The sequence below is a fragment of the Streptomyces sp. NPDC086549 genome (genome assembly GCF_044746205.1).
In the GTDB taxonomy this organism is placed as follows: domain Bacteria; phylum Actinomycetota; class Actinomycetes; order Streptomycetales; family Streptomycetaceae; genus Streptomyces.
The window spans coordinates 125,890-148,576 of record NZ_JBIVBS010000013.1; the positions used below are offsets into that span (position 1 = coordinate 125,890).

The following is a 22,687-nucleotide window of genomic DNA, read 5'->3' on the forward strand; positions in this document are numbered from 1 at the left end:
AGAATCAATCAAATGTTCAAGGCTTGAACAAGATCAGACACTAGGGGGGCGCACCTTGCGCGGCAAGCGATATTCCGAACGTGATCAAGCTGTGATTCCTTGATCATCTTCGTGGGGGCACACGCCGGAAGCCCACGGGGACGCCGGCTGAGTCAAGACAGAACGGGGCCCTGGAAGCGGGACTTCACGTCCGCCTCCAGGGCCCCATCGTGCTGCTGCGGGCCGCGCCCTACGGGTTCAGCCCCTGGTCGAAGGTGTCGGGCACGGGCAGCGTGCCCCAGCGGTTGATCGGCCAGGCCTTCACGATGGCGCGTCCGATGACGTCCTTGACCGGAACCATGCCGTGGTACTTCTGGTCCTGGTTGTAGCGCGAGTCGCGCGAGTCCTGTCGGTGGTCGCCCATGACCCAGATGTAGCCCTTGGGAACCTTGACCTTGAACTGACCGCCGCCTTCGTCGTCGGAGCACGGAGTGTTGCCGGCGTACACGTAATCCTGCTCGTTCAGTGCCTTGCCGTTGACCTTCAGCGGGCCGGTCCCCTTGCACTCGACCGTGTCTCCACCGACCCCGATCACGCGCTTGATCAGGTCCTTCTCCTCCGCCGACGGCATCAGGCCGATCCAGCTGAGCGCTTTCTGCACGACGTTCGGTTCGGGCGTCGGCTCACCCCTCAGCCAGTTGCCGGGGTCGTGGAAGACGACGACCTCGCCGCGCTCGGGCTCGGAGCCGAACCACGGGGTCAGCTTGTCGACCAGGACACGGTCACCCTGCTGGAGGGTGTTCTGCATCGAGTCGGACGGGATCGAGAACGCCTGCACCAGGAACGTCTTGATCAGCAGCGCCAGCACCAGCGCGATGCCGATGAGGATCGGCAGCTCCTTCCAGAAGGAGCGGGGCTTCTTGGGGCCGGGGGTCGAGCCACCTTGTCCGCCGTCCTCGTTCCGCGCCCGGTGCTCGCCGTCGGACGTGCCGTCCCCGGCCGCCCCGGGGTCATTCGCGGAGCTCATGGCGCCGTCCGTCGTGGGGACACTGTCTTCCGCGGGGCGCTCGTGCTCCTCGCCGTCGTGTCCCGAACGTGCGCCAACCGCCACATCCCCCACGCCAACTCCTTATTCCGTGCCACCGCCTGCTCCATCCACGACGCAGGCCCACCACTCCCATAACGAGCGGGAGTTCCGCAGGGGTCGGGAGTTGGATCGTTCCGTTCGGATCGTCGGAGGCAACCCTATGCGACAGCCGGGGAGTCGCGGTCGACCCCGACACGGAGTTCGACACGCTTGCAAAGGTTTTAGGTTCCTCCAGCCTGGTCCAATGGCCGACGGGCCAGCCGATCACCATGGCCCGGCCCACCACCGAGTCCAGGGAGACCGTGCCGCCGTACGAGGTGTTCTGGTGGGCACGGGAGTCCGCGGAGTTGCCCCTGTGGTCGCCCATCACCCACAGCCTTCCCTTCGGGACGGTGATGTCGAACGAGGTGGTGGAGGGGGCGTTTCCGGGGTACAGGTAGTCGCCCTCGGTCAGGGGTACGCCGTTGACGGTCATCCGGCCTTGGGCGTCACAGCACTTGACGTGGTCCCCACCGACGCCGATGACCCTCTTGATGAGGTCTTTCTCGTTGGCGGAGGGAAGCAGGCCGATGAACGTGAGCCCCTCTTTGACCTGCTTGACGACGACCGGGTCGTCCTTGGTCGTGGTGGTCTGCTCGTCCTTGAGCCAGCCGCCCGGGTCGTGGAACACGACGACGTCCCCGCGCTGCGGCTCGGAGCCGAACCACGGGGTGAACTTGTCGACCAGGACGCGGTCACCGATCCGGATCGTCTGCTCCATGGAGCCCGACGGAATGACGAACGCCTGGACGAGGAACGTCTTCAGTACGAGGGCTATCAGGACGGCCACACCGATGAGCAGCGGTATCTCCCGGACGGCGCTGCGCCTACGCTTGCGCTTGACCTTGCGCTGGAGTTTGCGCCGCTCCGCGCGGGAGCGGCCGCCGGCTGCTGGGCTGGAGGTACGCCGGGCCCCGGTGGGCAGCAGATCGTCCGCGGCGGCGCTGGGCACACCCCGCGGTTTTCCACGGTTACCCATGAGCGCCCGCCCCGTTCGACTGCTTCTCCTGCGGGGCCAGCGCCCCTGCGGCTGCGCCGGCCGGCACGCGCGCGTAGGCGGCGGGGCGGTGCAGGTGCGTCCAGTGGGCGGCCGGCCAGACGATCCAGTCGGCGCGGCCGATCACGTCCCCGACGGGGATCATGCCGCCGCCGGGCGAGCCCAGGTGGTCGCGGGAGTCACTGGAGTCGCTGCGGTGATCGCCGAGGACGAACAGTCTGCCGTCGGGCACGACGATGTCGAAGGGGACGGTGGACGGGCTGTCCCCCGGATAGAGGAACGCCGTCTCGTCGACCGACCGGCCGTTCACTTCGATCCTCCCCTTCTTGTCACAGCACACCACGTGGTCTCCCCCCACACCCACAACGCGCTTGATGTAGTCGGCGTCCCCGAAGTACCCGGTGCCGTCGAACACGACGACGTCGCCGCGCCGCGGCTCGGCACCGAAACGGTACGCGAACTTATTTACGAGGACGCGGTCTCCGATCCTCAATCCCTGTTCCATGGATCCGCTGGGAATCTGGAATGGTTGGGCCACGAATGTGTTGAGGAGCAGCAAAAACAGCAGGCAGACGAAGAGGGTGAGGGTGATCCACCTGCCCGGCAGCCACTCGGTGATCCGCGACACCAACGCAAAACGCGACCGTTCCTCCGTACCCGGCGTACCAGGGCGGGAGGAGCGGTCGCGTTCCGTCGGCTGTGCTTCGGTGTCCATCGGAGCCAGATGTTATCCGGCCCTGCTGTGACTTCCGGGAAGCGCTCAGCTGTCGCGCTTCTCCTTGATCTTCGCGGCCTTGCCACGCAGCTCGCGCAGGTAGTACAGCTTGGCGCGACGCACGTCACCGCGGGTGACGAGCTCGATCTTCTCGACGATCGGGGTGTGCACCGGGAAGGTGCGCTCGACGCCGACGGAGAACGAGACCTTGCGGACCGTGAAGGTCTCACGGACACCGGAGCCCTGGCGGCGGATCACAACGCCCTTGAACTGCTGCACACGGGAGCGGTTGCCCTCGATGACGCGGACGTGGACGTTGACGGTGTCACCCGGACGGAAGGCCGGGATGTCGCTGCGCAGCGACGCGGAGTCGACGGTGTCGAGCAGGTGAGACATTTCGTCTGCTTTCTTCGCTGATGCCACAGGTCATCAACGGGAACTAGGTTTCCATGAGGTCTGCCGTGCGGGTCGGGGCGGACGTCGTCTCCCCCTGTGGCAGGGGCGCACACCGGACGGACGCACAACAGCGGTCTATTCTTCCACGCCCTCTGGCCTGCGCCAAAATCGGCCGTACGGCGTGCCCTCCGGGTCCGGGGCCCAGCCCAGGATGGAGAGCATCTCGCGGTCCTTCTTGTCGAAGGCCTTGGGGTCGCAGCGCTCGATGAGGTCGGGCCGGTTGGCCGTCGTACGCCGCAGGGCCTCGTCCCGGCGCCAGCGGGAGATCTTCCCGTGGTGGCCGCTGAGCAGCACGTCCGGGATGTCCCGGCCGCGCCAGACGGGCGGCTTGGTGTAGACGGGGCCCTCCAGGAGGTTGGCCATCGAGCCGGGGGCGAAGGAGTCGTCCCGGTGCGACTCGGCGTTGCCGAGGACGCCGGGCAACAGCCTGGCCACCGCTTCCGTGATCACCAGAACGGCCGCCTCGCCTCCGGCGAGGACATAGTCGCCGATGGACACCTCGTACACCGGTATCCGGGTGGCGTACTCGTCCATGACACGCCGGTCGATGCCCTCGTAGCGGGCCGGCGTGAAGATCAGCCAGGGGCGCTCGGAGAGCTCGACGGCGAGTTCCTGGGTGAAGGGACGGCCGCTGGGGGTCGGGACGATCAGCGCGGGCGCGTGGGAGCCCGTCTCGTAGCCGTCGGCCAGCACGGAGTCCAGGGCGTCGCCCCAGGGGTCGGTCTTCATGACCATGCCCGGACCGCCGCCGTACGGCGTGTCGTCGACCGTGTGGTGACGGTCGTACGTCCACGAGCGCAGGTCGTGCAGGTGCACGTTGAGCTGCCCACGCGCGCGTGCCTTGCCGACGAGGGAGACGTTCAGCGGTTCCAGGTACTCGGGGAAGATCGTGACGACGTCCAGGCGCATCAGGACTCTTCCCCCGCCGTGTCCGTGTCCCGGGAGGACGCGGTCTCGGCCCGGTCGTCGATCAGGCCCGGCGGAGGCGCGATGACGGCCTTCTGCTCCTCCAGGTCGATCTCCGTGACGATCTCCTCCACGAAGGGGATCATCACCTCGGTGCCGTCCGGGCGCTCCACGATGAACAGGTCCTGCGAGGGCAGGTGCGAGATCTCCGTGATCCGGCCGACCTCCGTGCCGTCCTCGGTCACCACGTCGAGGTCGATGAGCTGGTGGTCGTAGTACTCGTCCTCGCCCTCGGGGAGCTCCTCCGGGTCGATCTCTGCGATCAGGAGGGTGTTGCGGAGGGCTTCGGCGCCGGTGCGGTCGCCGACGCCCTCGAAGCGCAGGAGCAGCCGGCCGCTGTGCACCCGGCCGGTGGCGATGGTGAGCGGACCCGTGGAGGCGGGATCGGTGGTGAGTACGGCGCCGGGCGCGAGCCTGAGTTCCGGCTCGTCGGTACGCACCTCGACGGTGACCTCGCCCTTGATGCCATGGGCACGGCCGATCCGTGCGACTACCAGCTGCACTGTGCTTGATCTCCTGTCGTACGACTACGGGCCGGGGACGGCCCAGTGGCCCTCCCCGGCCCGAGCCGGTGCTGCGAAAGCGTCAGCGGACGTGGTCCACGTCGACGAGGTCGACGCGGACGCCGCGGCCGCCGATGGCACCCACGACGGTGCGCAGGGCGCGCGCGGTGCGGCCGTTGCGGCCGATCACCTTGCCGAGGTCGTCGGGGTGGACCCGGACCTCGAGGACGCGCCCGCGGCGCAGGTCGCGCGAGGCGACCTGCACATCGTCGGGGTTGTCGACGATGCCCTTCACGAGGTGCTCAAGCGCCTCTTCGAGCATGCTGCTCAGGCCTCGGTCGACTCGGACTCAGCCGCGGCCTCGTCCTTCTTCTCAGCCTTCTTCTTCTGGGTGATGGCCTCACCCTTGCCCTCGTCGTCACCGCCGAGAGCCTCGAACGACGGACGCACGGCCTTCGGCGCGGCGACGAGCAGCGGCGCCGGGGCGGGCTCGCCCTTGAACTTCTGCCAGTCGCCGGTCTTCTTCAGGATGGCGAGGACGGGCTCGGTCGGCTGCGCGCCGACACCCAGCCAGTACGCCACGCGCTCGGCGTCCACCTCGATGACCGACGGGTTGTAGGTCGGGTGGTACTTGCCGATCTCCTCGATCGCACGGCCGTCACGACGGGTGCGGGAGTCGGCGACGACGATGCGGTAGTGAGGCGAACGGATCTTGCCCAGACGCTTCAGCTTGATCTTGACTGCCACGGGAGTGGATTCTCCTGGTTTTGACGTGGTTGGGCACGGCGAGACTGCCGCGTGGGGTTGCGGTACCCGAGTGCCCGACGGACGCGTCAGCCGGAGGAGAGAGGGGTCCTGTGCGGCTGTCGAGTACAGCTAGCCATTGTGCCACACCCTGCGGGCCGCTTCCGGCCGAGGGGGCTGGGTGATCTTGGGCATGCCTGAGGGGCACCCGGCGTGGAGGTGACCGTACGTCGGGTGCGCCACTCGGCACCGGCAAGTCGCCGGCCGCGCCCACTCGCGCCGCCCTGCGGCACGACTGCCCGCGGGTGTGCGTTACGAGCGGACTGCGCCTGCCACGAGCAGTCGCAGCTTCAGCTCGCCGCCGCTCCCACGACCTCCGGGATACGGAACGGCTTTCCGCATCCGCCGCACACGATCGGGGCCTGGGCCAGGACCGACGGAACCACCCGGACGTTGCGGCCGCAGTCACAGACCGCCTTGACGCGGACGCCGCCGCCGGAGGAGCCATGGCGGGCGGCCGGGCCGCGGAAGGTGCGGGTGGTGTCGGCGGACGTGGCCACCGTGTGGGCCTTCAGCGCGCGCTGAAGGCGTTCGATCGTCGGGCGGTAGCGGCGCTTGGCCTCCGCGTTCAGCGTGACCAGGGAGAAGCCGCTGCTGGGGTGGGGTTCGTCGGGGTGGTCCAGGCCCAGTTCCTCGGCGATCGCGAGGAATCTGCGGTTGTGGTAGCGCCCGGCGCGGGAGGTGTCGCGGACCCCGCGGGCGGCGGCGATGCCGTGGACTGCCTCGTGAAGCAGTCGCTCGAAGGAGAGCTCGTGACCGCAGGCGGACGACGACTCCCCGATCAGGGACTCTGGCGCGGCAAGGTCCGGCAGCTCGGGGTGGTACCGCTGAATGTCGGCCCACGCCTGCGCCAGCTCTGCGGCGAGAACAGGTGGTGTCTGTGTCGTGCTCACGTAATGACAACGAGCCTGGGGGCTCCAGTGTTCCGATTCCGGGGCATCCCAAATAATTTGCACTTACCCGTCAGTTGCCGCTGATGCGTCCGGACGAGGGCGGGTGCGCTGATCTGCGGAGAAGCCTCACAGCTCGTATCAAGCCGGTGCGTAGTCCGACGTACGACCCGGCGCGTAGATCAGGTCCGCGCGCTGGGGTGGCTGGGGTCGGCGGTTGCACAAGAGGCGTTTCGGTCGCTCTCGTGCCGGAGGGCACTACTTCAGTAAGCGCGCGCGACGACCGCAGTGTTACTCGGGGCGTCCCCGTCCTCGGGCACCGACCCGTCCTCGGCGACCAGACACCGTACGGTAACCGCGCGTTCGGCCAGTCTGGCCTCGCCCTCCTCACCGAGGACGCCCCACGGGACACGGGCCCAGCCGCCGGCCGTGACGGCCTCGACGGCCTCCTCGACCGTCGACACGTCCGTGGTGCGGGACTCGCGGCGCTCCCGGGACTGCCTCAGCAGCAGCGCCTGATCCTCTTCGAGGATCGCGGGGAGCAGGCCGGCCAGGGCGTCCAGCGCCACCGGCTCCTTGCCGCCCGGAATCCGGCGGGCCAGCATCGCCGTGCCGTTCTCCAGGTCGCGGGGGCCGATCTCGACACGGACGGGGACGCCCTTGAGCTCCCAGTCGACGGCCCGGCGGCCGAAGGGGATGTCGGCACGGTCGTCGACGTGGACGCGGATCCCCGCCGCCTTCAGCCGGTCACCGATCTCGCGAACCTTGGCCAGAACCGCCTCGTCCCCCTTGATCGCGAGAACGACCGCCTGGATCTGCGCCAGCCGCGGCGGGACGCGCAGGCCGTCGTCGTCGCCGTGCGTCATCACCAGGGCGCCGATCATGCGGGTCGTCGAGCCCCAAGAGGTCTGCCAGACGTACTCCTGCGTGCCCTCCTTCGACAGGTACCGGGTGTTGAACGGCTTGGCGAAGTTCTGGCCCAGCTCATGGCTGGTGACCATCTGGAGGGCCTTGCCGTCGCCCATCATGCTTTCGAGCGTGAGCGTGTTGACGGCCCCCGCGAACCGCTCCTTGACCGTCTTGCGGCCGGAGACGAAGTCCATCGCGAGGACGTTCTCCAGGAAGTCCCCGTACACGTTCCGCTGGATGTGCGCGGCGAAGTCCCGCGCCTCCTCGTAGGTCGCGTGGGCGGTGTGCCCCTCCTGCCACAGGAACTCGGCCGTGCGCAGGAAGAGGCGCGGGCGCAGCTCCCAGCGGACCACGTTCGCCCACTGGTTGATCAGCAGCGGCAGGTCGCGGTAGCTCTGCACCCACTTGGAGAAGTACTCGTTGATGATGGTCTCGGACGTGGGCCGGACGACCGCGGGCTCCTCCAGTTCCTTGCCCCCGCCGTGCGTGACCACGGCCAGCTCGGGCGCGAACCCCTCGACGTGGTCGGCCTCCCGGGTGAGGTAGGACTGCGGGATCAGCAGCGGGAAGTACGCGTTCTGGGTTCCGGTCTCCTTGATGCGGGCGTCCATCTCCGCCTGCATCCGCTCCCACAGCCCGTACCCGTACGGCCGGATCACCATCGTGCCGCGCACCGGGCCGTTGTCGGCCAGCTCGGCCTTGCCGACCAGGTCCTGGTACCAGCGCGGAAAGTCGTCCGACCGCGGGGTGAGAACGGGAGTCTTCGCCATGGCGCGATGCTACGGGCCCAGATTTCGGGGATGTGAATTCTCGCCACGGGCCCGCGCGAGCCACAAGCAGGGCCCCACGACCCCTGGACGCCGCCGCGAGCCAGGAGTTACCTGACATACGTGGGGAGTGCGAGGGCACGGCACGGGGGCCACGGATCGGGCACACCACCAACTCTCGTCGGATTGGGGCGCTTACCTATGACACCTACGCTCGTGCGGCACACCCTGTCTCACGCGGGATCCGCACCCCGCGTGAACCTGGACGCACGCACGCGTGACTGGTCCGAGATACAGGAGCGGATGCTGGTCCCGCTCTACGAGGCCGTCTACGAGCGACTTGAAGTGGGACCCGCCACCCGGCTGCTGGGCCTCGGCTGCGGCTCCGGGCTCGCCCTGATGATGGCGGCCTCCAGAGGAGCGGCGGTCACCGGTGTCGACTCCACCCGTCCCGAGCGGCTCGCCCTGGCCCGGGCGCGGCTGTTGCCGGAAACTCCCCCGAGTTCTCGGCTTCGCTCGAGCGGGGGGCACCTCCATGGCACGCGCGCGCGTACGGGCGCCCGGACCGTCTTAGCAGGCTCCCTCCGGGACGCGGCCGACGCGGACACGCCCGCGTACACGCTGGTCACGGCCTTCGAGCCCATCGGATGCCTGGCGGGCGACTCGGAGGGGCTCGGCGAACTGCTCGCCTCCGCGACGCCGCTCGCCGGACACGGGACGCCCGTGGTGCTGGCCGGCTGGGGTCCGCCGGAACGCTGCGCCACGTCGACCGTGCTGCGGGTGGCCACCAAACTCGCCGATCCGCTGCGCACCTCGGGCAGTTGGCGCCCCGCCCTCCGCGACGACCTGGAGGAGGTCGCCCAGCGGGCAGGGCTGAAGCCGGACGGCTCCGGACGTGTCGCATGCCCGTTCGGATACGCCGACACCGACAGTGCCGTACGGGGCCTGCTGTCGACCGGCCTGTTCGACGCGGCGATCGCGGCGACGGACCAGGACCAGGTGGGCAAGGAGCTGGCGGAGGCGCTGCACCCGTACCAGCGGCGGGACGGGACGGTGTGGATGTCGAACGTGTTCCGCTACCTCATCGCCCGCACGCCCTGAGCGTCCCTCACGCATCTGGGTCCTTCACGTATCTGGGTCCTTCACGCATCTGGGTCCTTCACGCATCTGGGTCCTTCACGCGTCCGCGTCCTTCGTCAGTCGCGTGATCCCCGCGATCCGGTAGGCGTCGGCCTCCTCCAGCGTCTCGTTCTCCAGCAGGGCCTCGGTCAGGGCGTCCAGCTTGGAGCGGTGGTCGCGGAGCTTGCGGCAGGCCTCCTCGTAGCACTCGTCGACGATCCGGCGCATCTCGGTGTCGATCGCGTCGAGGGTCTGCGGGGCGGCCGAGAGCCCGTACGCCTGCTGGGCGTCGCTCGGCAGGGCCGACAGCCGGCCGATGCGCTCGCTCATGCCCCAGCGGGCCACCATCCCGCGCGCGATGTTGGTGACCTGTTCGAGGTCGTTCTCCGCACCCGTGGTGACGACCCCGTAGACCACCTGTTCCGCCGCCATGCCGCCGAGGGCGCCGATGATGCGGCCGCGCAGGTACTCCTCGGAGTGCGCGTACCGCTCCACCTCCGGGGTCGACATCGTCACCCCGAGCGCCCGGCCGCGCGGCACGATGGTGATCTTGCGGACGGGGTCGGCGCCGGGCTGCAGCATGCCGAGGAGGGCGTGGCCGCTCTCGTGGTAGGCGGTGCGCTGACGGTCCTCCTCGGGCATCACCAGGGTGCGTTCGGCGCCCAGCTGCACCTTCTCCAGCGCCTCGGACAGGTCCGACCGGGTCACCGTGTCCTGCTTGCGCTTGACCGCGATCAGGGCGGCCTCGTTGGCGAGATTGGCCAGATCCGCCCCTGTCATGCCCGGGGTCGTGCGGGCCACCTGGGCCAGGTCCACGTCCGGGGCGAGCGGGATCTCACGGGTGTGGATCCGCAGGATCGACTCGCGCCCGCCGCGGTCCGGCGGGGACACGTGGACCACCCGGTCGAAGCGGCCGGGCCGGGTCAGCGCCGGGTCCAGGATGTCGGCGCGGTTCGTCGCCGCCACGACGACCACGCCCTCCGAGCCGGAGAAGCCGTCCATCTCCGTGAGGATCTGGTTCAGCGTCTGCTCGCGCTCGTCGTGACCGCTCACCGACGCACCGCCGCCGCGCATGCGTCCGATGGTGTCGATCTCGTCGATGAAGATGATCGACGGTGCCACCTTGCGGGCCTCGGCGAACAGCTCCCGGACGCGGGACGCGCCGACGCCGACGATCATCTCGATGAACTCGGACGCCGACGCGGAGAAGAACGGCACGCCCGCCTCGCCCGCCACCGCGCGCGCCAGCAGGGTCTTGCCGGTGCCGGGCGGGCCCGCGAGCAGCACACCGCGGGGCATCTTCGCGCCCATCCTGCGGTAGGCGTCGGGATGCTCCAGGAAGTCGACGACGTCGTCCAGCTCGCCCTTGACCTCGTCGATGCCGGCCACGTCGGCGAACGTCGTGCGCTGGGCACCCGGCCGCAGCCCGACCGGCTTGGGCGGGGCCTTGCGGCCGAGCAAGCCGCCCGCTCCGCCCAGTCCCCCGCCGATCCGCCGTGCGAAGAAGACCCACACGCCGACCAGAATCACGATCGGGATCAGGGAGATCAGCAGGTTGGACAGGAAACCGCGCTCCTGCACGACCGGCTGGGCGGTCACCGTCACACCGTGACTGCTCAGGCTCTGCCAGAGCCTGTCGCCCGCGAAGGCCGGGCGCTGCGTCTTGAACTTGGTGTAGTCGCCACCGCCACTGGGATTGGCCTGGGCCGTCTTGAGCTGGCCCTGGATGGCGTCACCCTTGGAGTAGATCTTGGCGACGTTGCCGGCGTCGACCTGTCTGCTGAACTCCGTGTAGGAGATCGTCGGCTCATTGCCCTTGCCGAGATAGTTCAGCCCCACGTAGGCCAGCAGAAAGACGATCACCGCGGTGACGGCCAGGCCCCACCATCTGCCGCGTATTCGACGGCCACCGGGCGGCCGGGACGACTCGTCCGGAGTGCCCTCGGTGCGCCACGGCTGGTCGGGGGTCTTGCGTGGTGGCGCCGCATTGCTCATATCTGGACGTTACGGCACACAGCGGGGCGCGGCACGCGCTGAGGGCGCCCTTCTCGGAGAAGGACGCCCTCGGTGTCGTACGGCTTCGGTGCGCGTCAGCCCATGAACTTCTTGAACTCGTCCGGCAGCTCGAAGTCCTGGCCGCCCTGCTGCGGCAGCCCGAAGGCGCCGCCGCCCTGGGCCGCGGCCTCGCGGCGCTGGGCCGCCTCCAGCTCCTGCTGCTTGCGCTTCATCGGGTTGCCGGAGCGCTGCTTGCCCTTGGCCTGCTTCGGCTGCTTCTTGGTGCGGCCGGGGCCGCCGCCCATGCCCGGGATCCCCGGCATGCCGGGCATGCCGCCGCCCTGGGCCATGCGGGACATCATCTTGCGGGCCTCGAAGAACCGCTCGACGAGTCCCTTGACGGCGCTGACCTCGACACCGGAACCCTTGGCGATACGGGCGCGGCGGGAGCCGTTGATGATCGTCGGGTCCTGACGCTCGCCCGGGGTCATCGACTTGATGATCGCGGCGGTGCGGTCGACGTCACGCTCGTCGAGGTTGTTGATCTGGTCCTTGATCTGGCCCATGCCCGGAAGCATGCCGAGCAGCTTGCTGATGCTGCCCATCTTCCTGACCTGCTCCATCTGGGCCAGGAAGTCGTCCAGGGTGAAGTCCTGGCCCTTCTTGGACGCCAGCTTGGAGGCCATCTTCTCGGCCTCTTCCTGGCTGAACGTCTTCTCCGCCTGCTCGATCAGGGTGAGCAGGTCACCCATGTCGAGGATGCGGGAGGCCATCCGGTCAGGGTGGAACGCGTCGAAGTCGTCGAGCTTCTCGCCGTTCGACGCGAACATGATCGGCTTGCCGGTGATCTGGCGGATCGACAGGGCCGCACCACCGCGGGCGTCGCCGTCGAGCTTGGAGAGCACCACGCCGTCGAAGCCGACGCCGTCGCGGAAGGCCTCGGCGGTGTTGACCGCGTCCTGACCGATCATGGCGTCGACGACGAAGAGGATCTCGTCCGGCGAGACCGCGTCCCGGATGTCCGCGGCCTGCTGCATCATCTCCTGGTCGATGCCCAGGCGGCCGGCGGTGTCCACGATCACGATGTCGTGGACCTTGGTCCGCGCGTGCTCGATGGAGTCCTTGGCGACCTTGACCGGGTCGCCGACGCCGTTGCCCGGCTCGGGCGCGTAGACCGCGACGCCGGCCCGCTCGGCGACGACGCTGAGCTGGTTGACGGCGTTGGGGCGCTGGAGGTCGGCGGCGACGAGCAGCGGCGAGTGGCCCTGCTCCTTGAGCCAGTGAGCGAGCTTGCCCGCGAGGGTGGTCTTACCGGCACCCTGCAGACCCGCCAGCATGATCACGGTGGGGGGCTGCTTGGCGAAGCGCAGGCGCCTGGTCTCGCCGCCGAGGATCGTGACGAGCTCGTCGTTGACGATCTTCAGTACCTGCTGGGCGGGGTTCAGCGCTCGGGAGACGTCGGCGCCGAGGGCACGCTCCTTGACGTTCTTGATGAACGTCCGGACGACGGGGAGGGCCACGTCGGCTTCGAGGAGCGCGATGCGGATCTCGCGTGCCGTGGCGTCGATGTCCGCCTCGCTGAGGCGCCCCTTGCCGCGGAGATTTTTGAAGGTCGCGCTGAGGCGGTCGGAGAGGGTATCGAACACGGTGGCGTCGGTCCTCGGGGTCGGGGTCGTCTTGGGCTGCCCTCCAGAGTATCTGGCCCGGCAAGCAAATCGTCCCCGCCCGCTGAGTCCAGCGGGCGGGGACGGAAACCCCGCGTCAGCGGGGAGCACACCGGAGCAACGCCTGACGCGACACCAGGGTCACGCCCGCAGAGCCTCCTCCAGCGCCCTCGCCACCGACGCCGCCTCCTCGCCCGGCAGCAGGGTCCCGGACCCGGACGTCACGTAGAAGGCGTCCACGGCGTTCGAGCCCAGGGTCGACACATGCGCACTTCGTACACGCACGCCCGCCTTCTCCAGCGCCATCCCGAGCCGGAACAGCAGCCCCGGCGCGTCCTGGGCCCGGACCTCGATCACCGTCGCGTGCCAGGACGCGGCCGAGGCCACCGTCACGCGCGCGGGCGGGGCCACCCGGCCACGGCGCCGGGGATAGGCCGCGTCCCGTTCGGCGAGGCGGGTCGCGATGTCCAGGGAGCCGTCCAGGGCCCGCACCAGGTCGGCACGGAGCCGGGTCGCCTGGGGCAGGGAGCCGTACTCGGCCGCGACCCGCCAGTTCAGCAGCAGGACGGAACCTTCGTCGACGTCGTCCGGGAGGCGCAGGGCGCGCAGTTCCGCGGTGCGGACGGTCAGGCGGTGCACGGCCAGCACGCCGGCGACCGCGGGCAGCACGCCCGGCTGGTCCGGTACGGCGATGAGGAGCTCCACGCCGAGAGGCTCGGGCTCCCCGGCCGGTTCCTCCCCGGCCGGGGGCTCGGTCTGGGCGCGCAGGGCCAGCACCGGGCTGCCCGTGCGGAACGCCTCGATGGCGAGCCGTTCCTGCTCGGCGGTGGGCGCGGCGGGCTCGGGCTCTTCGGGGGCGTCCCCGGCGAGGACCGCCGAGACCCGTTTCACCAGGTCGGCGACGAGGGAACCGCGCCAGGAGGACCATGCTGCCGGGCCGGTCGCCAGGGCGTCCGCCTCGGTGAGCGCGTGCAGCAGCTCCAGCGTGCTCTGCGTGCCGACCGCCTCGGCGACGGAGCGGACGGTGGCCGGGTCCTCCAGGTCGCGCCGGGTGGCCGTCTCGATCAACAGCAGATGGTGTCGTACGAGGGTGGAGAGCACCGCCACGTCCGCGCGGTCGAAGCCGATGCGTGCCGCCACGTCCTTGGCGATGATCTCGCCGGCCACCGAGTGGTCACCGGGCCAGCCCTTGCCGATGTCGTGCAGCAGCGCGGAGACCAGGAGGAGGTCGGGGCGGCTGACGCGGCGGGTCAGTTCGGAGGCGCGGACGGCCGTTTCGATGAGGTGGCGGTCGACCGTCCAGATGTGGACGGCGTTGCGCTGCGGACGGCAGCGGACCCGCTCCCAGTCGGGGAGGAGGTGCGTGATCAGGCCTTCCGCCTCCAGGGCCTCCCAGACGTCGACCGTCGGGCGGCCCGAGCCGAGGAGGGTCACGAGTTGCTCGCGCGCCTCGGCGGGCCAGGGCGTGGGCAGGGGGCGCGCGGTGGCCGCCATGTGCCGTACGGCGTGCAGGGAGAGCGGGAGGCCGGCCTGCGCGGCGGCGGCCGCGGCACGCAACGGGAGCACGGGGTCGCGTTCGGGGCGTGCGGCGCGGGCGAGCACCACCTCGCCGTCCTGTTCCACCACGCCTTCGGCCAGCGGGGAGCGCTCGGCGACGGGTTTGCCGCCGCCCAGCATGGCGCGCAGCCGCGGCCGGACGGCTCGCGAGCGCAGGACACGCCCCACCTCACGCCAGGTGACGTCGCTGGCGTACGAGATGACCCGTGCCGCTTCGTACACCTGCCGCAGCAGCGTGTCGGCATCGAGCAGGCCCAGCTCGGCGGCGACCTGGTCCTGTTCCTGCAATGCCAGGCGGTCGGTGGCGCGCCCGGTGGTGAGGTGCAGTGCGTCGCGTACGTCGAGCAGGCGCCGCCGGGCGTCGGCGAGGCCCTCGCGCGGGGCGTCGGCCAGCCAGGACGCGGCGACCGCGCGCAGGGCGGTGGCGTCCCTCAGGCCGCCGCGGGCCTCCTTGAGGTCGGGTTCCAGGAGGTACTGCAGCTCGCCCTGGCGCTCGGCGCGCTCGGCGCACAGTTCCTGGAGTTCGGGGAGGCGCCTGGGGGCCTGGTTGCGCCAGTCGGCGAGGACGGCCGTGCGTAGTCCGGCCGTGAGGCCGAGGTCGCCCGCGAGGTGCCGGGCGTCGAGGAGGCCGAGCTGGGCCTTGAGGTCCTCGCCTGCTGTCTTGCGGGCCTCCGACGGTGTGCGTACCGAGTGGTCGAGGGCGAGGCCCAGGTCCCAGACGGGGTACCAGATGCGGTCGGCCAGGGCGGCGACCGCGCCGGAGTCGCTGCCGTCGTGCAGCAACACGAGGTCCAGATCGCTTCGCGGGGACAGCTCGCCGCGTCCGTAGCCGCCGACGGCCACCAGCGAGACGCCCTTCAGGCCGTCGGCCGCCGCGGTGAACAGCCCCGTCAGCCAGTCGTCCGTCAGTTCGGCGAGGGCCGCACGGCGCGGCGGCCCGGACCGCGCCTCCTCGGTGAGGAGGCGCAGCCGGGCCGCCGCGTAGCCGCTGGGTCCCGAGTCCTCTGCGTCTTTCCGATCATCCGTACTCGTCACCCGGCGACTCCTGTCCTTCTTCTGTGGTGAGCGTGTCCGCTCAGAGCGCGTCGGGGCCGCGCTCGCCGGTCCGGACCCGTACGGCCGTCTCGACCGGGAGGGACCAGACCTTGCCGTCACCGATCTTGCCGGTGCGGGCCGCCTTGACGATGACGTCGATCAGCTGTTCGGCGTCGTCGTCCTCGGCCAGCACCTCGATCCGGATCTTGGGGACCAGGTCGACGGTGTACTCGGCACCGCGGTAGACCTCGGTGTGGCCCCGCTGACGACCGTAGCCGCTCGCCTCGGTGACCGTCAGGCCGTGGACGCCGAAGGCCTGGAGGGCCTCCTTGATCTCGTCGAGCCGGTGGGGCTTCACGACGGCGGTGATGAGCTTCATGCGTCCACCTTCTTGCTCTGCGTGCCGGCCTGGGCGGAAGCCGAGACGGTGCTGAGGACACCGCCGCCCGCGCCACTGAAGTCGTATGCGGTCTCGGCGTGCTCGGCCTGGTCGATGCCCGAGATCTCCTCGTCCTCGGTGACCCGCATTCCGATGGTCTTGTCGAGCAGGAAGGCGAGGACCGCGGAGACGACCAGCGAGTAGGCGAGGACCGCGCCGACACCGGCGCACTGCTTCCACAGCTGGGTGAAGGAGTGGTCGCCGTAGAAGACACCGGTCGCGGTGGACTGGCCCTTGCCGGTGGCGAAGAAGCCGATGAGCAGGGAGCCGAGGATTCCGCCGACCATGTGGACGCCGACGACGTCGAGCGAGTCGTCGTAGCCGAACTTGAACTTCAGTCCGACGGCCGCGGCGCAGGCGACACCGGCGATGGCGCCGACGGCGATCGCGCCGAGCGGGGAGACCGCGCCACCGGACGGGGTGATCGCGACCAGACCGGCGACCGCACCGGAGGCGGCGCCCAGCGTGGTGAACGCGCCGTGCCGGATCTTCTCGTAGGCGAGCCAGGCGAGCATGGCGGCGGCGGTGGCGACCTGCGTGTTGACGAACATCAGCGCGCCTACGCCGTCGTCGTTGCCGAGCCACGAGCCGGCGTTGAAGCCGAACCAGCCGAACCACAGGAGCCCCGCACCGAGCATGACCAGCGGAAGGCTGTGCGGGCGCATCGGGTCCTTCTTGAAACCGACGCGCTTGCCGATGACCAGGATCACGCCGAGCGCCCCGGCACCCGCGTTGATGTGGACCGCCGTACCACCGGCGAAGTCGATCACGCCGAGCTTGTAGGCCCAGCCGTCGGCACCCCAGACCCAGTGGGCGACCGGGACGTAGACGATCGTGAGCCACAGGGCGATGAAGAGCGACCAGGCCGAGAACTTCACGCGGTCCGCGAGGGCGCCGCTTATCAGGGCCGGTGTGATGATGGCGAACATCATCTGGAAGACCATGAACACGAAGATCGGGATGTTGTAGCCGTCCCAGAGCTCCGTCAGTCCGATGTTGCTGAGGCCGAACCAGTCGGAGTTCCAGCCGATGAGGCTGTTGTTCGTGCCGAAGGCGAGGGAGAAGCCGTAGAGCACCCACAGAATGGTGACGATGCCCATGCTGATGAAGCTCATCATCAGCATGTTGAGGGTGCTCTTGACGCGGACCATGCCTCCGTAGAAGAAGGCCAGGCCCGGGGTCATGATCAGGACCAGGGCGGAACAGATGAGCATGAAGCCTGTGTTCGCGGAGGACAGCTTGGGTGCCTCCGCGGCAAGCGTGATGGCTGGTGCCATCGGCGTCTCCTCGTCGATTGGTACGGCCCCGTGCGGGCGAAGCCTGAGAGCGGTCCGGTCAAGTGAGGGGTGGGCCGGTTATGCGCCATGAGATTGGCGTAGCGCGGTTTCGGTCGAAGCCCCTCGTTGTTTCGCCGGAGTGACGAAGACGCCCTGCGTGTTACGCGTCGATGAATTGCGAGATGTCCGGCTGCGGGATCGTTATCGTGGCGCAACCTTCTCTGGAGGGAAAAGAACCGGCCGCGGTCGGCCTTCCGATGACCTGGCGTGGGGGAGCCGAGTCGGACAGTTCGGGAGGGCCGGCCGCGGCCGGGGTCTTGGGGATTCCCTCGGGAATCCCCCGGTACCTCAGACCGCCTCCGCGGTCTCGGGGAGGTCCACGGCGAGCTGGTCGGTGAGCTGGACGACCTCGGCGAGGTCACCGAAGTCGCGTACGGCCGTGTCGACGGTCTTTCGGATACGAGTGTTCACACGCTCGGAGCGGACCTTCTTGGCGATGCCCATGGCCTGCGAGGCGTACGCCGTGCCCTGCTCGGGCTCTCTGCGCAGCAGGTGCACGGTGGCCATGCCGATGAGGTTCAGTGCGTACGACCGCTGGTGTTCGGTGTCCTTGGCGAACTTCTCCACGGCCTGCCGCATCAGGGGCTCGGCCAGGGAGGCGTAGGTGGGGCTGCGGCCGGCGACATAGGCGAGGTCGCGGAAGGAGTGGGAGTTCTCGCCGTACAGCTCGGCCTCGGAGAAGAAGCGGATCCAGTCCGGGTCCGGCTCGTCCCATTCGTCGACCTCGGCGAAGGTGTCCTCCGCCATCCTGACCGCCCGCTTGCACTTGCCGGGCTGACCCATGTTGGCGTAGGCGCGGGCCTCCATCGCATACAGCATGGACTGGGTGCGCGGGCTCGCGCAGTCCCTGCTGCCGTACTGCGCGAGGTGGATCAGTTCCAGGGCGTCGTCGGGCCGGCCGAGGTGGATCATCTGGCGGCTCATGCTGGAGAGGATGTACGAGCCGAGCGGCTTGTCCCCCGCTTCCTTGGCGGCGTGCAGGGCGAGGACGAAGTACTTCTGCGCGGTGGGCTGGAGTCCGACGTCGTAGCTCATCCAGCCGGCCAGCTCGGCCAGCTCGGCAGCGACCTTGAAGAGCTTCCTGGCAGTGGCCTCGGGCTGGGGCTCCTGGAGGAGGTCGGTGACCTCGTGCAGCTGGCCGACGACCGCCTTGCGGCGCAGGCCGCCGCCGCACTGGGCGTCCCACTGCCGGAACATCACCGTGGTGGACTCCAGCAGGTCCAGCTCGGGCTTGGACAGGCGGCCCGGACGGCGGGGCTCGGCGAACGGCTCGGGCTCGTGCTGCGGGTGCGGTCCCGTCGGTGAGGGCACGAGCCAGCGCTGCATCGGTTCGATGAGGGACGGGCCCGCGGACAGGGCGAGCGAGGTCCCGAGGAAGCCGCGCCGCGCCAGCATGAGGTCGCTGCGCGAGAACTCGCTGAGCAGGGCCACCGTCTGCGGGCCCGTCCAGGGCAGGTCGACGCCGGACACGGAGGGTGACTGACGGGCGGCCCGCAGACCGAGGTCCTCGACGGAGACGACACAGCCGAACCGCTCGGAGAACAGCTCGGAGAGGATCCTGGGGATCGGCTCGCGCGGGTTCTCCCCGTCCAGCCAGCGGCGCACCCGCGAGGTGTCCGTGGAGATGTGGTTGGCACCCAACTGGCGTGCGCGGCGGTTCACTTGCCGGGCGAGTTCGCCCTTGGACCAGCCACTGCGCACGAACCACGAGCCGAGCAGCTCATTGGGGCGCTTGTCAGCGTTCATCCCGCCACCGCCGTTGCCGCCCACTGGAACGCCCCCATCCCTGAGACCACTTGTCGCCGAGTGCGCCAAGCCCTATCAGAATGCCGGTAAATACGGCGGCCCGTCCGGTAGTTCACAGTCTCCGGACGGGATGCCGACTTGCCTCCGGCATACCCACGAGGGCATGTGCCCCCAGGCCTCGTGCACTCAAAGTAATCCTACGATCACGGGTCCAGCCATGGCGATCCCGGAAACGCCACCATTCGCCACCCCTTCGAATGAACTCACCTTCGCCTGGGCGCGATTCACTTGACACAGGACGGTCACGAGTGGATGCAGGGATGTACTCGGGGGCGCACACTGCCGGGTGTACCACCGGAGTTGCCTCAAGGCGCCGCTCGCACCCTGCGAGCGCGGGCACCGACGGCGACGTAGAGTCACTTTCCGCTACCGTTTCGTTTCGTGGCGTAACCACCGGCGCGCTGGACCCGTTGGAGGGGGCATGGGCTTCACGATCGGCGGCATTCGCGAGATCCGCTCCGGCACGCGTCGGCGCGGCCGTTCGTCGGAGTGCACCGCTGTCGCCGAGTTCACCGGGCTGTGGGGCTGGGACGTGGTGCCGGGGGCGCGGGCCGCCGGGGGCGCCTGTTCGTGCGGCCGGACGGACTGCCGTGCACCAGGTGCGCATCCGCTGGAGTTCGCGCCCCAGCTCTCCGCCGGGGCCACGCTCGACGAAGTCACCAAGGCGTGGGGCGAGTTCCCGGGTGCCTCGGTGATGCTGCCGGTCGGGCGCGCGTTCGACGTCATCGAGGTCGCCGAGCCCGCCGGGCGCCGCGCCCTGGTCCGCCTCGAACGCATGGGCCTCCCCCTCGGCCCGGTGACCGCGACCCCGGAGGGCCGCGCCCACTTCCTCGTCGCCCCGGGCGCCGCGGCCGAGCTGCCCGCGCTGCTCTACCGCATGGGCTGGGACGATCCGTCCTCCCTCGATCTGCGCGGCCTCGGCCCCGGTGCGTACATCACGGCGCCGCCGTCCGACCGGGGCGGGCTGGGGCCGGTGCGCTGGCTGCGGCCGCCGGCGCTGGACTCGGTGTCGAAACCGCCCGCCGCGCGACTGCTGCTGGGGACGCTGGCCTACGTGGCACACCGGTCGAGGGCTTAGTCGTATCGAGGGCTCAGTCGTACCGAGGGCATGGCCGTACCGGACATAGTCGTACTGAGCGCATGGCCGTACACAGCGAAGCGCCCGTCCCAACTGGATCTTGGGGCGGGCGCTTGTCGACGAGCCACCGGTTCCGGCAGGTGGTTCAGTCTCCGATAAGGGCGTCAACGAACGCCTCCGGCTCGAACGGTGCCAGGTCGTCGGCCCCCTCGCCGAGACCCACCAGCTTGACCGGCACGCCCAGCTCGCGCTGGACCGCGACGACGATGCCGCCCTTGGCGGTACCGTCCAGCTTGGTCAGCACGATGCCGGTGATATCCACGACCTCGGCGAAGACCCGGGCCTGGACGAGGCCGTTCTGGCCGGTGGTGGCGTCGAGGACGAGCAGCACCTCGTCGAGCGGCGCGTGCTTCTCGACGACGCGCTTGACCTTGCCGAGCTCGTCCATGAGACCGGTCTTGGTGTGCAGACGGCCGGCGGTGTCGATGAGCACGACATCGACGCCCATCTCCTTGCCCTCCTTCACCGCGTCGAAGGCCACGGAGGCGGGGTCGCCGGCCTCCGGACCGCGCACGGTGTAGGCGCCGACCCGCTCGCCCCAGGTCTGCAGCTGATCGGCGGCGGCGGCACGGAAGGTGTCGGCGGCTCCCAGGACGACGGTGCGCCCGTCGGCCACCAGGACCCGGGCCAGCTTGCCGGTGGTGGTGGTCTTGCCGGTGCCGTTGACGCCGACGACCATCACGATGCCCGGCTTGCGGTCCTCCGGCTCGGTCTTCACGGATCGGTCGAAGTCGGTGCCGACCAGCTTGAGGAGTTCCTCGCGCAGCAGCCCGCGCAGCTCCGCGGGCGTACGGGTGCCGAGCACCTTCACGCGCTCGCGCAGGGCCTCCACCAGTTCCTGAGTGGGCAGCACACCGACATCGGCGGTGAGCAGCGTGTCCTCGACCTCCTCCCAGGTCTCCTCGTCGAGGTGCTCGCGGGACAGCAGGGTGAGCAGACCCTTGCCGAGGGCGTTCTGCGAGCGGGAGAGGCGGGCGCGCAGGCGGACCAGGCGTCCCGCGGTGGGCTCCGGGATCTCGATCGCGGGAGCCTCGACGGCTTCGGCGACAGGGGGTTCCTCGACGGCGACCGGGGCCGAGCCGCCGGGGAGGTCCACCTCCTCGATCGTCCGGCGCGGTTCGTCGCGCGGCGTCTCGGCCTCGTCGCCGACGTGCGGCTCGGCCGGAGGCGCGGTGATGTCGGGCGCGGCGGGCGGTGGCGGGGGCAGCTGCTTCTTGCGCCGGCTGCCGACGACGAGCCCACCGAGCGCGACAAGCGCGATCACGGCGATGACTACAACAAGGATGACGGTTTCCATAGCCCGTCCAGTATCCATCCCTCCCCCAGGAGGGCCTTTGATCCCCCGGAAGGTTTCTTCGTAGATTCCTCCAGGGGTGTGTGGGCCGCTCGGTGCCTGCGCCACCAGTCATAGCAATCTGACACACCGTCAGCTAACCTTCCCCATCGCCGACACCCCAACCGGCGAAGGGGGACGTCCCATGCCTGTGACGGTCGTACGCTTCAACCTCGTCGAGCCCGGCGCGACCCCCGCCTCCCTCGCCGCCCGCTACCGGGCCGCCGTGGAGATGGCCGCGTACGCCGACGCCCGCGGGATCACCACCGTGCAGACGGAGGAGCACCACGGGGCCGCGAACAACTGGCTGCCGTCACCGTTCGCCTTCGCGGGCGCGGTGTTCGGGGCCACCCGGCGGATCGCGGTCACGGTCTCGGCGGTGATCGGCCCGCTGCACGACCCGCTGCGGCTGGCCGAGGACATCGCCGTGCTCGATCTGCTCAGCGGCGGACGGCTGGTCACCGTCGCCGGGATCGGGTACCGGCCCGAGGAGTACGCCCTGTTCGACGTGGACTGGAAGCGCCGGGGCAGCCTCCAGGACGAGCTGCTGGAGACCCTGCTCAAGGCCTGGACCGGCGAGGATTTCGAGTACCGGGGCCGTACGGTACGGGTCACCCCGCGCCCGTACACCGATCCGCATCCCCTCCTTCTGGTCGGCGGCTCCTCGAAGGCCGCCGCCCGCAGGGCCGCCCGGCTCGGCCTGCCGTTCTTCCCGAGCGCGCACCTGCCGGAGCTGGAGGCGTACTACAAGGAGAAGCTCACCGAGTACGGCACCGAGGGCTGGACCATGATGCCCACCGCCGAGACCCCGCTCCTGCACATCGCCGAGGATCCGGACCGGGCGTGGGCGGAGCACGGGCGGCACTTCCTGCACGAGGCGCGGACGTATGCCTCCTGGCAGTCCGGGGACATCCGCTCGGCGGTGAGGTCGGCGGCCACGACGGTGGACGAGCTGCGCGCGGAGGGTGTGTACCGGATCCTCACGCCGGAGCAGTGCGTGGCGCAGGGACTGGACAACCTCGTACTGCATCCGCTGGCGGGGGGCATGCCGGTGGCGGAGGGGTGGCGGAGCCTGCGGCTGTTCGCGGAGCGGGTACTTCCGGCACTGGACGGCTGACCTGCGGCGATAACCGGTGGTCCGGTCGGGGCCGC

Annotated in this window: 20 protein-coding genes; 3 read left to right on the forward strand and 17 right to left on the reverse strand. The window is 69.9% G+C overall.

Features of this window, described 5'->3' with window-relative positions:
- Positions 1 to 229: 229 nt before the first annotated feature.
- From lepB (ACIPSA_RS33930) to proS, 10 genes are all read right to left on the reverse strand, one after another.
- The gene (lepB, locus tag ACIPSA_RS33930; protein WP_402641600.1) at positions 230 to 1,099 is read right to left on the reverse strand and encodes a signal peptidase I; all 870 of its coding nucleotides are present in this window, start codon (positions 1,097 to 1,099) and stop codon (positions 230 to 232) included.
- Positions 990 to 2,084, reverse strand: a complete 1,095-nt coding sequence (gene lepB / locus ACIPSA_RS33935) for a signal peptidase I (protein ID WP_402641603.1) — start codon at positions 2,082 to 2,084, stop codon at positions 990 to 992. The genes lepB (ACIPSA_RS33930) and lepB (ACIPSA_RS33935) overlap by 110 nt, the downstream gene beginning before the upstream one ends.
- Complete coding sequence (lepB, locus tag ACIPSA_RS33940) at positions 2,077 to 2,817, reverse strand: signal peptidase I (RefSeq protein WP_402641604.1); 741 nt, start codon at positions 2,815 to 2,817, stop codon at positions 2,077 to 2,079. Before lepB (ACIPSA_RS33940) ends, lepB (ACIPSA_RS33935) begins: the two co-directional genes overlap by 8 nt.
- Before the next feature lie 45 nt (positions 2,818 to 2,862).
- Positions 2,863 to 3,213, reverse strand: coding sequence for a 50S ribosomal protein L19 (rplS, locus tag ACIPSA_RS33945; RefSeq protein ID WP_318201156.1), 351 nt, complete (start codon positions 3,211 to 3,213; stop codon positions 2,863 to 2,865).
- Positions 3,214 to 3,348: 135 nt separating this feature from the next.
- Positions 3,349 to 4,182 (reverse strand): tRNA (guanosine(37)-N1)-methyltransferase TrmD, encoded by an 834-nt coding sequence (gene trmD, locus ACIPSA_RS33950; protein WP_402641607.1) that lies wholly within the window; start codon positions 4,180 to 4,182, stop codon positions 3,349 to 3,351.
- Positions 4,182 to 4,742 (reverse strand): ribosome maturation factor RimM, encoded by a 561-nt coding sequence (gene rimM, locus ACIPSA_RS33955; RefSeq protein WP_402641609.1) that lies wholly within the window; start codon positions 4,740 to 4,742, stop codon positions 4,182 to 4,184. The genes trmD and rimM overlap by 1 nt, the downstream gene beginning before the upstream one ends.
- Before the next feature lie 82 nt (positions 4,743 to 4,824).
- Positions 4,825 to 5,064 carry an RNA-binding protein gene (locus ACIPSA_RS33960; RefSeq protein ID WP_005479813.1) on the reverse strand — a complete coding sequence of 80 codons (240 nt, stop codon included), beginning with the start codon at positions 5,062 to 5,064 and terminating at the stop codon, positions 4,825 to 4,827.
- 5 nt (positions 5,065 to 5,069) lie between these two features.
- On the reverse strand, positions 5,070 to 5,489 hold the full coding sequence (rpsP, locus tag ACIPSA_RS33965) for a 30S ribosomal protein S16 (protein ID WP_402641611.1): 420 nt from the start codon (positions 5,487 to 5,489) through the stop codon (positions 5,070 to 5,072).
- Positions 5,490 to 5,836: 347 nt separating this feature from the next.
- Complete coding sequence (locus ACIPSA_RS33970) at positions 5,837 to 6,439, reverse strand: hypothetical protein (protein WP_263213184.1); 603 nt, start codon at positions 6,437 to 6,439, stop codon at positions 5,837 to 5,839.
- A 260-nt stretch (positions 6,440 to 6,699) separates the two neighbouring features.
- Complete coding sequence (gene proS / locus ACIPSA_RS33975; protein WP_402641615.1) at positions 6,700 to 8,115, reverse strand: proline--tRNA ligase; 1,416 nt, start codon at positions 8,113 to 8,115, stop codon at positions 6,700 to 6,702.
- A gap of 198 nt (positions 8,116 to 8,313) precedes the next feature.
- Here proS and ACIPSA_RS33980 point away from each other — a divergent pair, with 198 nt between their 5' ends.
- Positions 8,314 to 9,213: an SAM-dependent methyltransferase gene (locus ACIPSA_RS33980; protein ID WP_402641617.1), complete on the forward strand. Its 900-nt coding sequence runs from the start codon at positions 8,314 to 8,316 to the stop codon at positions 9,211 to 9,213.
- A 75-nt stretch (positions 9,214 to 9,288) separates the two neighbouring features.
- Here the strand turns inward: ACIPSA_RS33980 and ftsH are convergent, their stop codons facing one another.
- The 6 genes from ftsH to ACIPSA_RS34010 all read right to left on the reverse strand — a co-directional run bounded on the left by ftsH (position 9,289) and on the right by ACIPSA_RS34010 (position 19,028).
- A complete protein-coding gene (gene ftsH, locus ACIPSA_RS33985; RefSeq protein ID WP_402641620.1) occupies positions 9,289 to 11,226 on the reverse strand; it encodes an ATP-dependent zinc metalloprotease FtsH in 1,938 nt (645 codons plus the stop codon).
- Between the two features lie 95 nt (positions 11,227 to 11,321).
- A complete protein-coding gene (ffh, locus tag ACIPSA_RS33990; protein WP_402641622.1) occupies positions 11,322 to 12,872 on the reverse strand; it encodes a signal recognition particle protein in 1,551 nt (516 codons plus the stop codon).
- A 159-nt stretch (positions 12,873 to 13,031) separates the two neighbouring features.
- Positions 13,032 to 15,482, reverse strand: coding sequence for a [protein-PII] uridylyltransferase (locus tag ACIPSA_RS33995; RefSeq protein ID WP_402641625.1), 2,451 nt, complete (start codon positions 15,480 to 15,482; stop codon positions 13,032 to 13,034).
- A gap of 40 nt (positions 15,483 to 15,522) precedes the next feature.
- Positions 15,523 to 15,861, reverse strand: a complete 339-nt coding sequence (locus ACIPSA_RS34000) for a P-II family nitrogen regulator (protein ID WP_003997576.1) — start codon at positions 15,859 to 15,861, stop codon at positions 15,523 to 15,525.
- Entirely contained in the window at positions 15,858 to 17,198 is a 1,341-nt protein-coding gene (locus ACIPSA_RS34005; protein ID WP_402641627.1) for an ammonium transporter, read from the reverse strand. Before ACIPSA_RS34005 ends, ACIPSA_RS34000 begins: the two co-directional genes overlap by 4 nt.
- Before the next feature lie 348 nt (positions 17,199 to 17,546).
- Positions 17,547 to 19,028 carry a hypothetical protein gene (locus tag ACIPSA_RS34010; RefSeq protein ID WP_402641629.1) on the reverse strand — a complete coding sequence of 494 codons (1,482 nt, stop codon included), beginning with the start codon at positions 19,026 to 19,028 and terminating at the stop codon, positions 17,547 to 17,549.
- A 457-nt stretch (positions 19,029 to 19,485) separates the two neighbouring features.
- On the opposite strand from ACIPSA_RS34010, the gene ACIPSA_RS34015 reads away from it, so the two are divergent.
- Positions 19,486 to 20,142, forward strand: coding sequence for a bifunctional DNA primase/polymerase (locus ACIPSA_RS34015; protein ID WP_402641632.1), 657 nt, complete (start codon positions 19,486 to 19,488; stop codon positions 20,140 to 20,142).
- Positions 20,143 to 20,287: 145 nt separating this feature from the next.
- Here the strand turns inward: ACIPSA_RS34015 and ftsY are convergent, their stop codons facing one another.
- A complete protein-coding gene (ftsY, locus tag ACIPSA_RS34020) occupies positions 20,288 to 21,499 on the reverse strand; it encodes a signal recognition particle-docking protein FtsY (protein WP_402641635.1) in 1,212 nt (403 codons plus the stop codon).
- Between the two features lie 181 nt (positions 21,500 to 21,680).
- On the opposite strand from ftsY, the gene ACIPSA_RS34025 reads away from it, so the two are divergent.
- Positions 21,681 to 22,652, forward strand: coding sequence for an LLM class flavin-dependent oxidoreductase (locus ACIPSA_RS34025; protein WP_402641637.1), 972 nt, complete (start codon positions 21,681 to 21,683; stop codon positions 22,650 to 22,652).
- Positions 22,653 to 22,687: the final 35 nt, after the last annotated feature.

Bases quoted from the DNA above. Each gene is read 5' to 3' on its own strand.
- ACIPSA_RS34000 (WP_003997576.1), bottom strand. From the start codon at position 15,861: ATGAAGCTCATCACCGCCGTCGTGAAGCCCCACCGGCTCGACGAGATC.
- rplS (WP_318201156.1), bottom strand. From the start codon at position 3,213: ATGTCTCACCTGCTCGACACCGTCGACTCCGCGTCGCTGCGCAGCGAC.
- ACIPSA_RS33960 (WP_005479813.1), bottom strand. From the start codon at position 5,064: ATGCTCGAAGAGGCGCTTGAGCACCTCGTGAAGGGCATCGTCGACAAC.
- ACIPSA_RS34015 (WP_402641632.1), top strand. From the start codon at position 19,486: ATGGGCTTCACGATCGGCGGCATTCGCGAGATCCGCTCCGGCACGCGT.
- trmD (WP_402641607.1), bottom strand. From the start codon at position 4,182: ATGCGCCTGGACGTCGTCACGATCTTCCCCGAGTACCTGGAACCGCTG.
- lepB (WP_402641604.1), bottom strand. From the start codon at position 2,817: ATGGACACCGAAGCACAGCCGACGGAACGCGACCGCTCCTCCCGCCCT.
- ACIPSA_RS34005 (WP_402641627.1), bottom strand. From the start codon at position 17,198: ATGGCACCAGCCATCACGCTTGCCGCGGAGGCACCCAAGCTGTCCTCC.
- ACIPSA_RS33980 (WP_402641617.1), top strand. From the start codon at position 8,314: ATGACACCTACGCTCGTGCGGCACACCCTGTCTCACGCGGGATCCGCA.
- ftsH (WP_402641620.1), bottom strand. From the start codon at position 11,226: ATGAGCAATGCGGCGCCACCACGCAAGACCCCCGACCAGCCGTGGCGC.
- lepB (WP_402641603.1), bottom strand. From the start codon at position 2,084: ATGGGTAACCGTGGAAAACCGCGGGGTGTGCCCAGCGCCGCCGCGGAC.
- proS (WP_402641615.1), bottom strand. From the start codon at position 8,115: ATGGCGAAGACTCCCGTTCTCACCCCGCGGTCGGACGACTTTCCGCGC.
- ACIPSA_RS34025 (WP_402641637.1), top strand. From the start codon at position 21,681: ATGCCTGTGACGGTCGTACGCTTCAACCTCGTCGAGCCCGGCGCGACC.
- ftsY (WP_402641635.1), bottom strand. From the start codon at position 21,499: ATGGAAACCGTCATCCTTGTTGTAGTCATCGCCGTGATCGCGCTTGTC.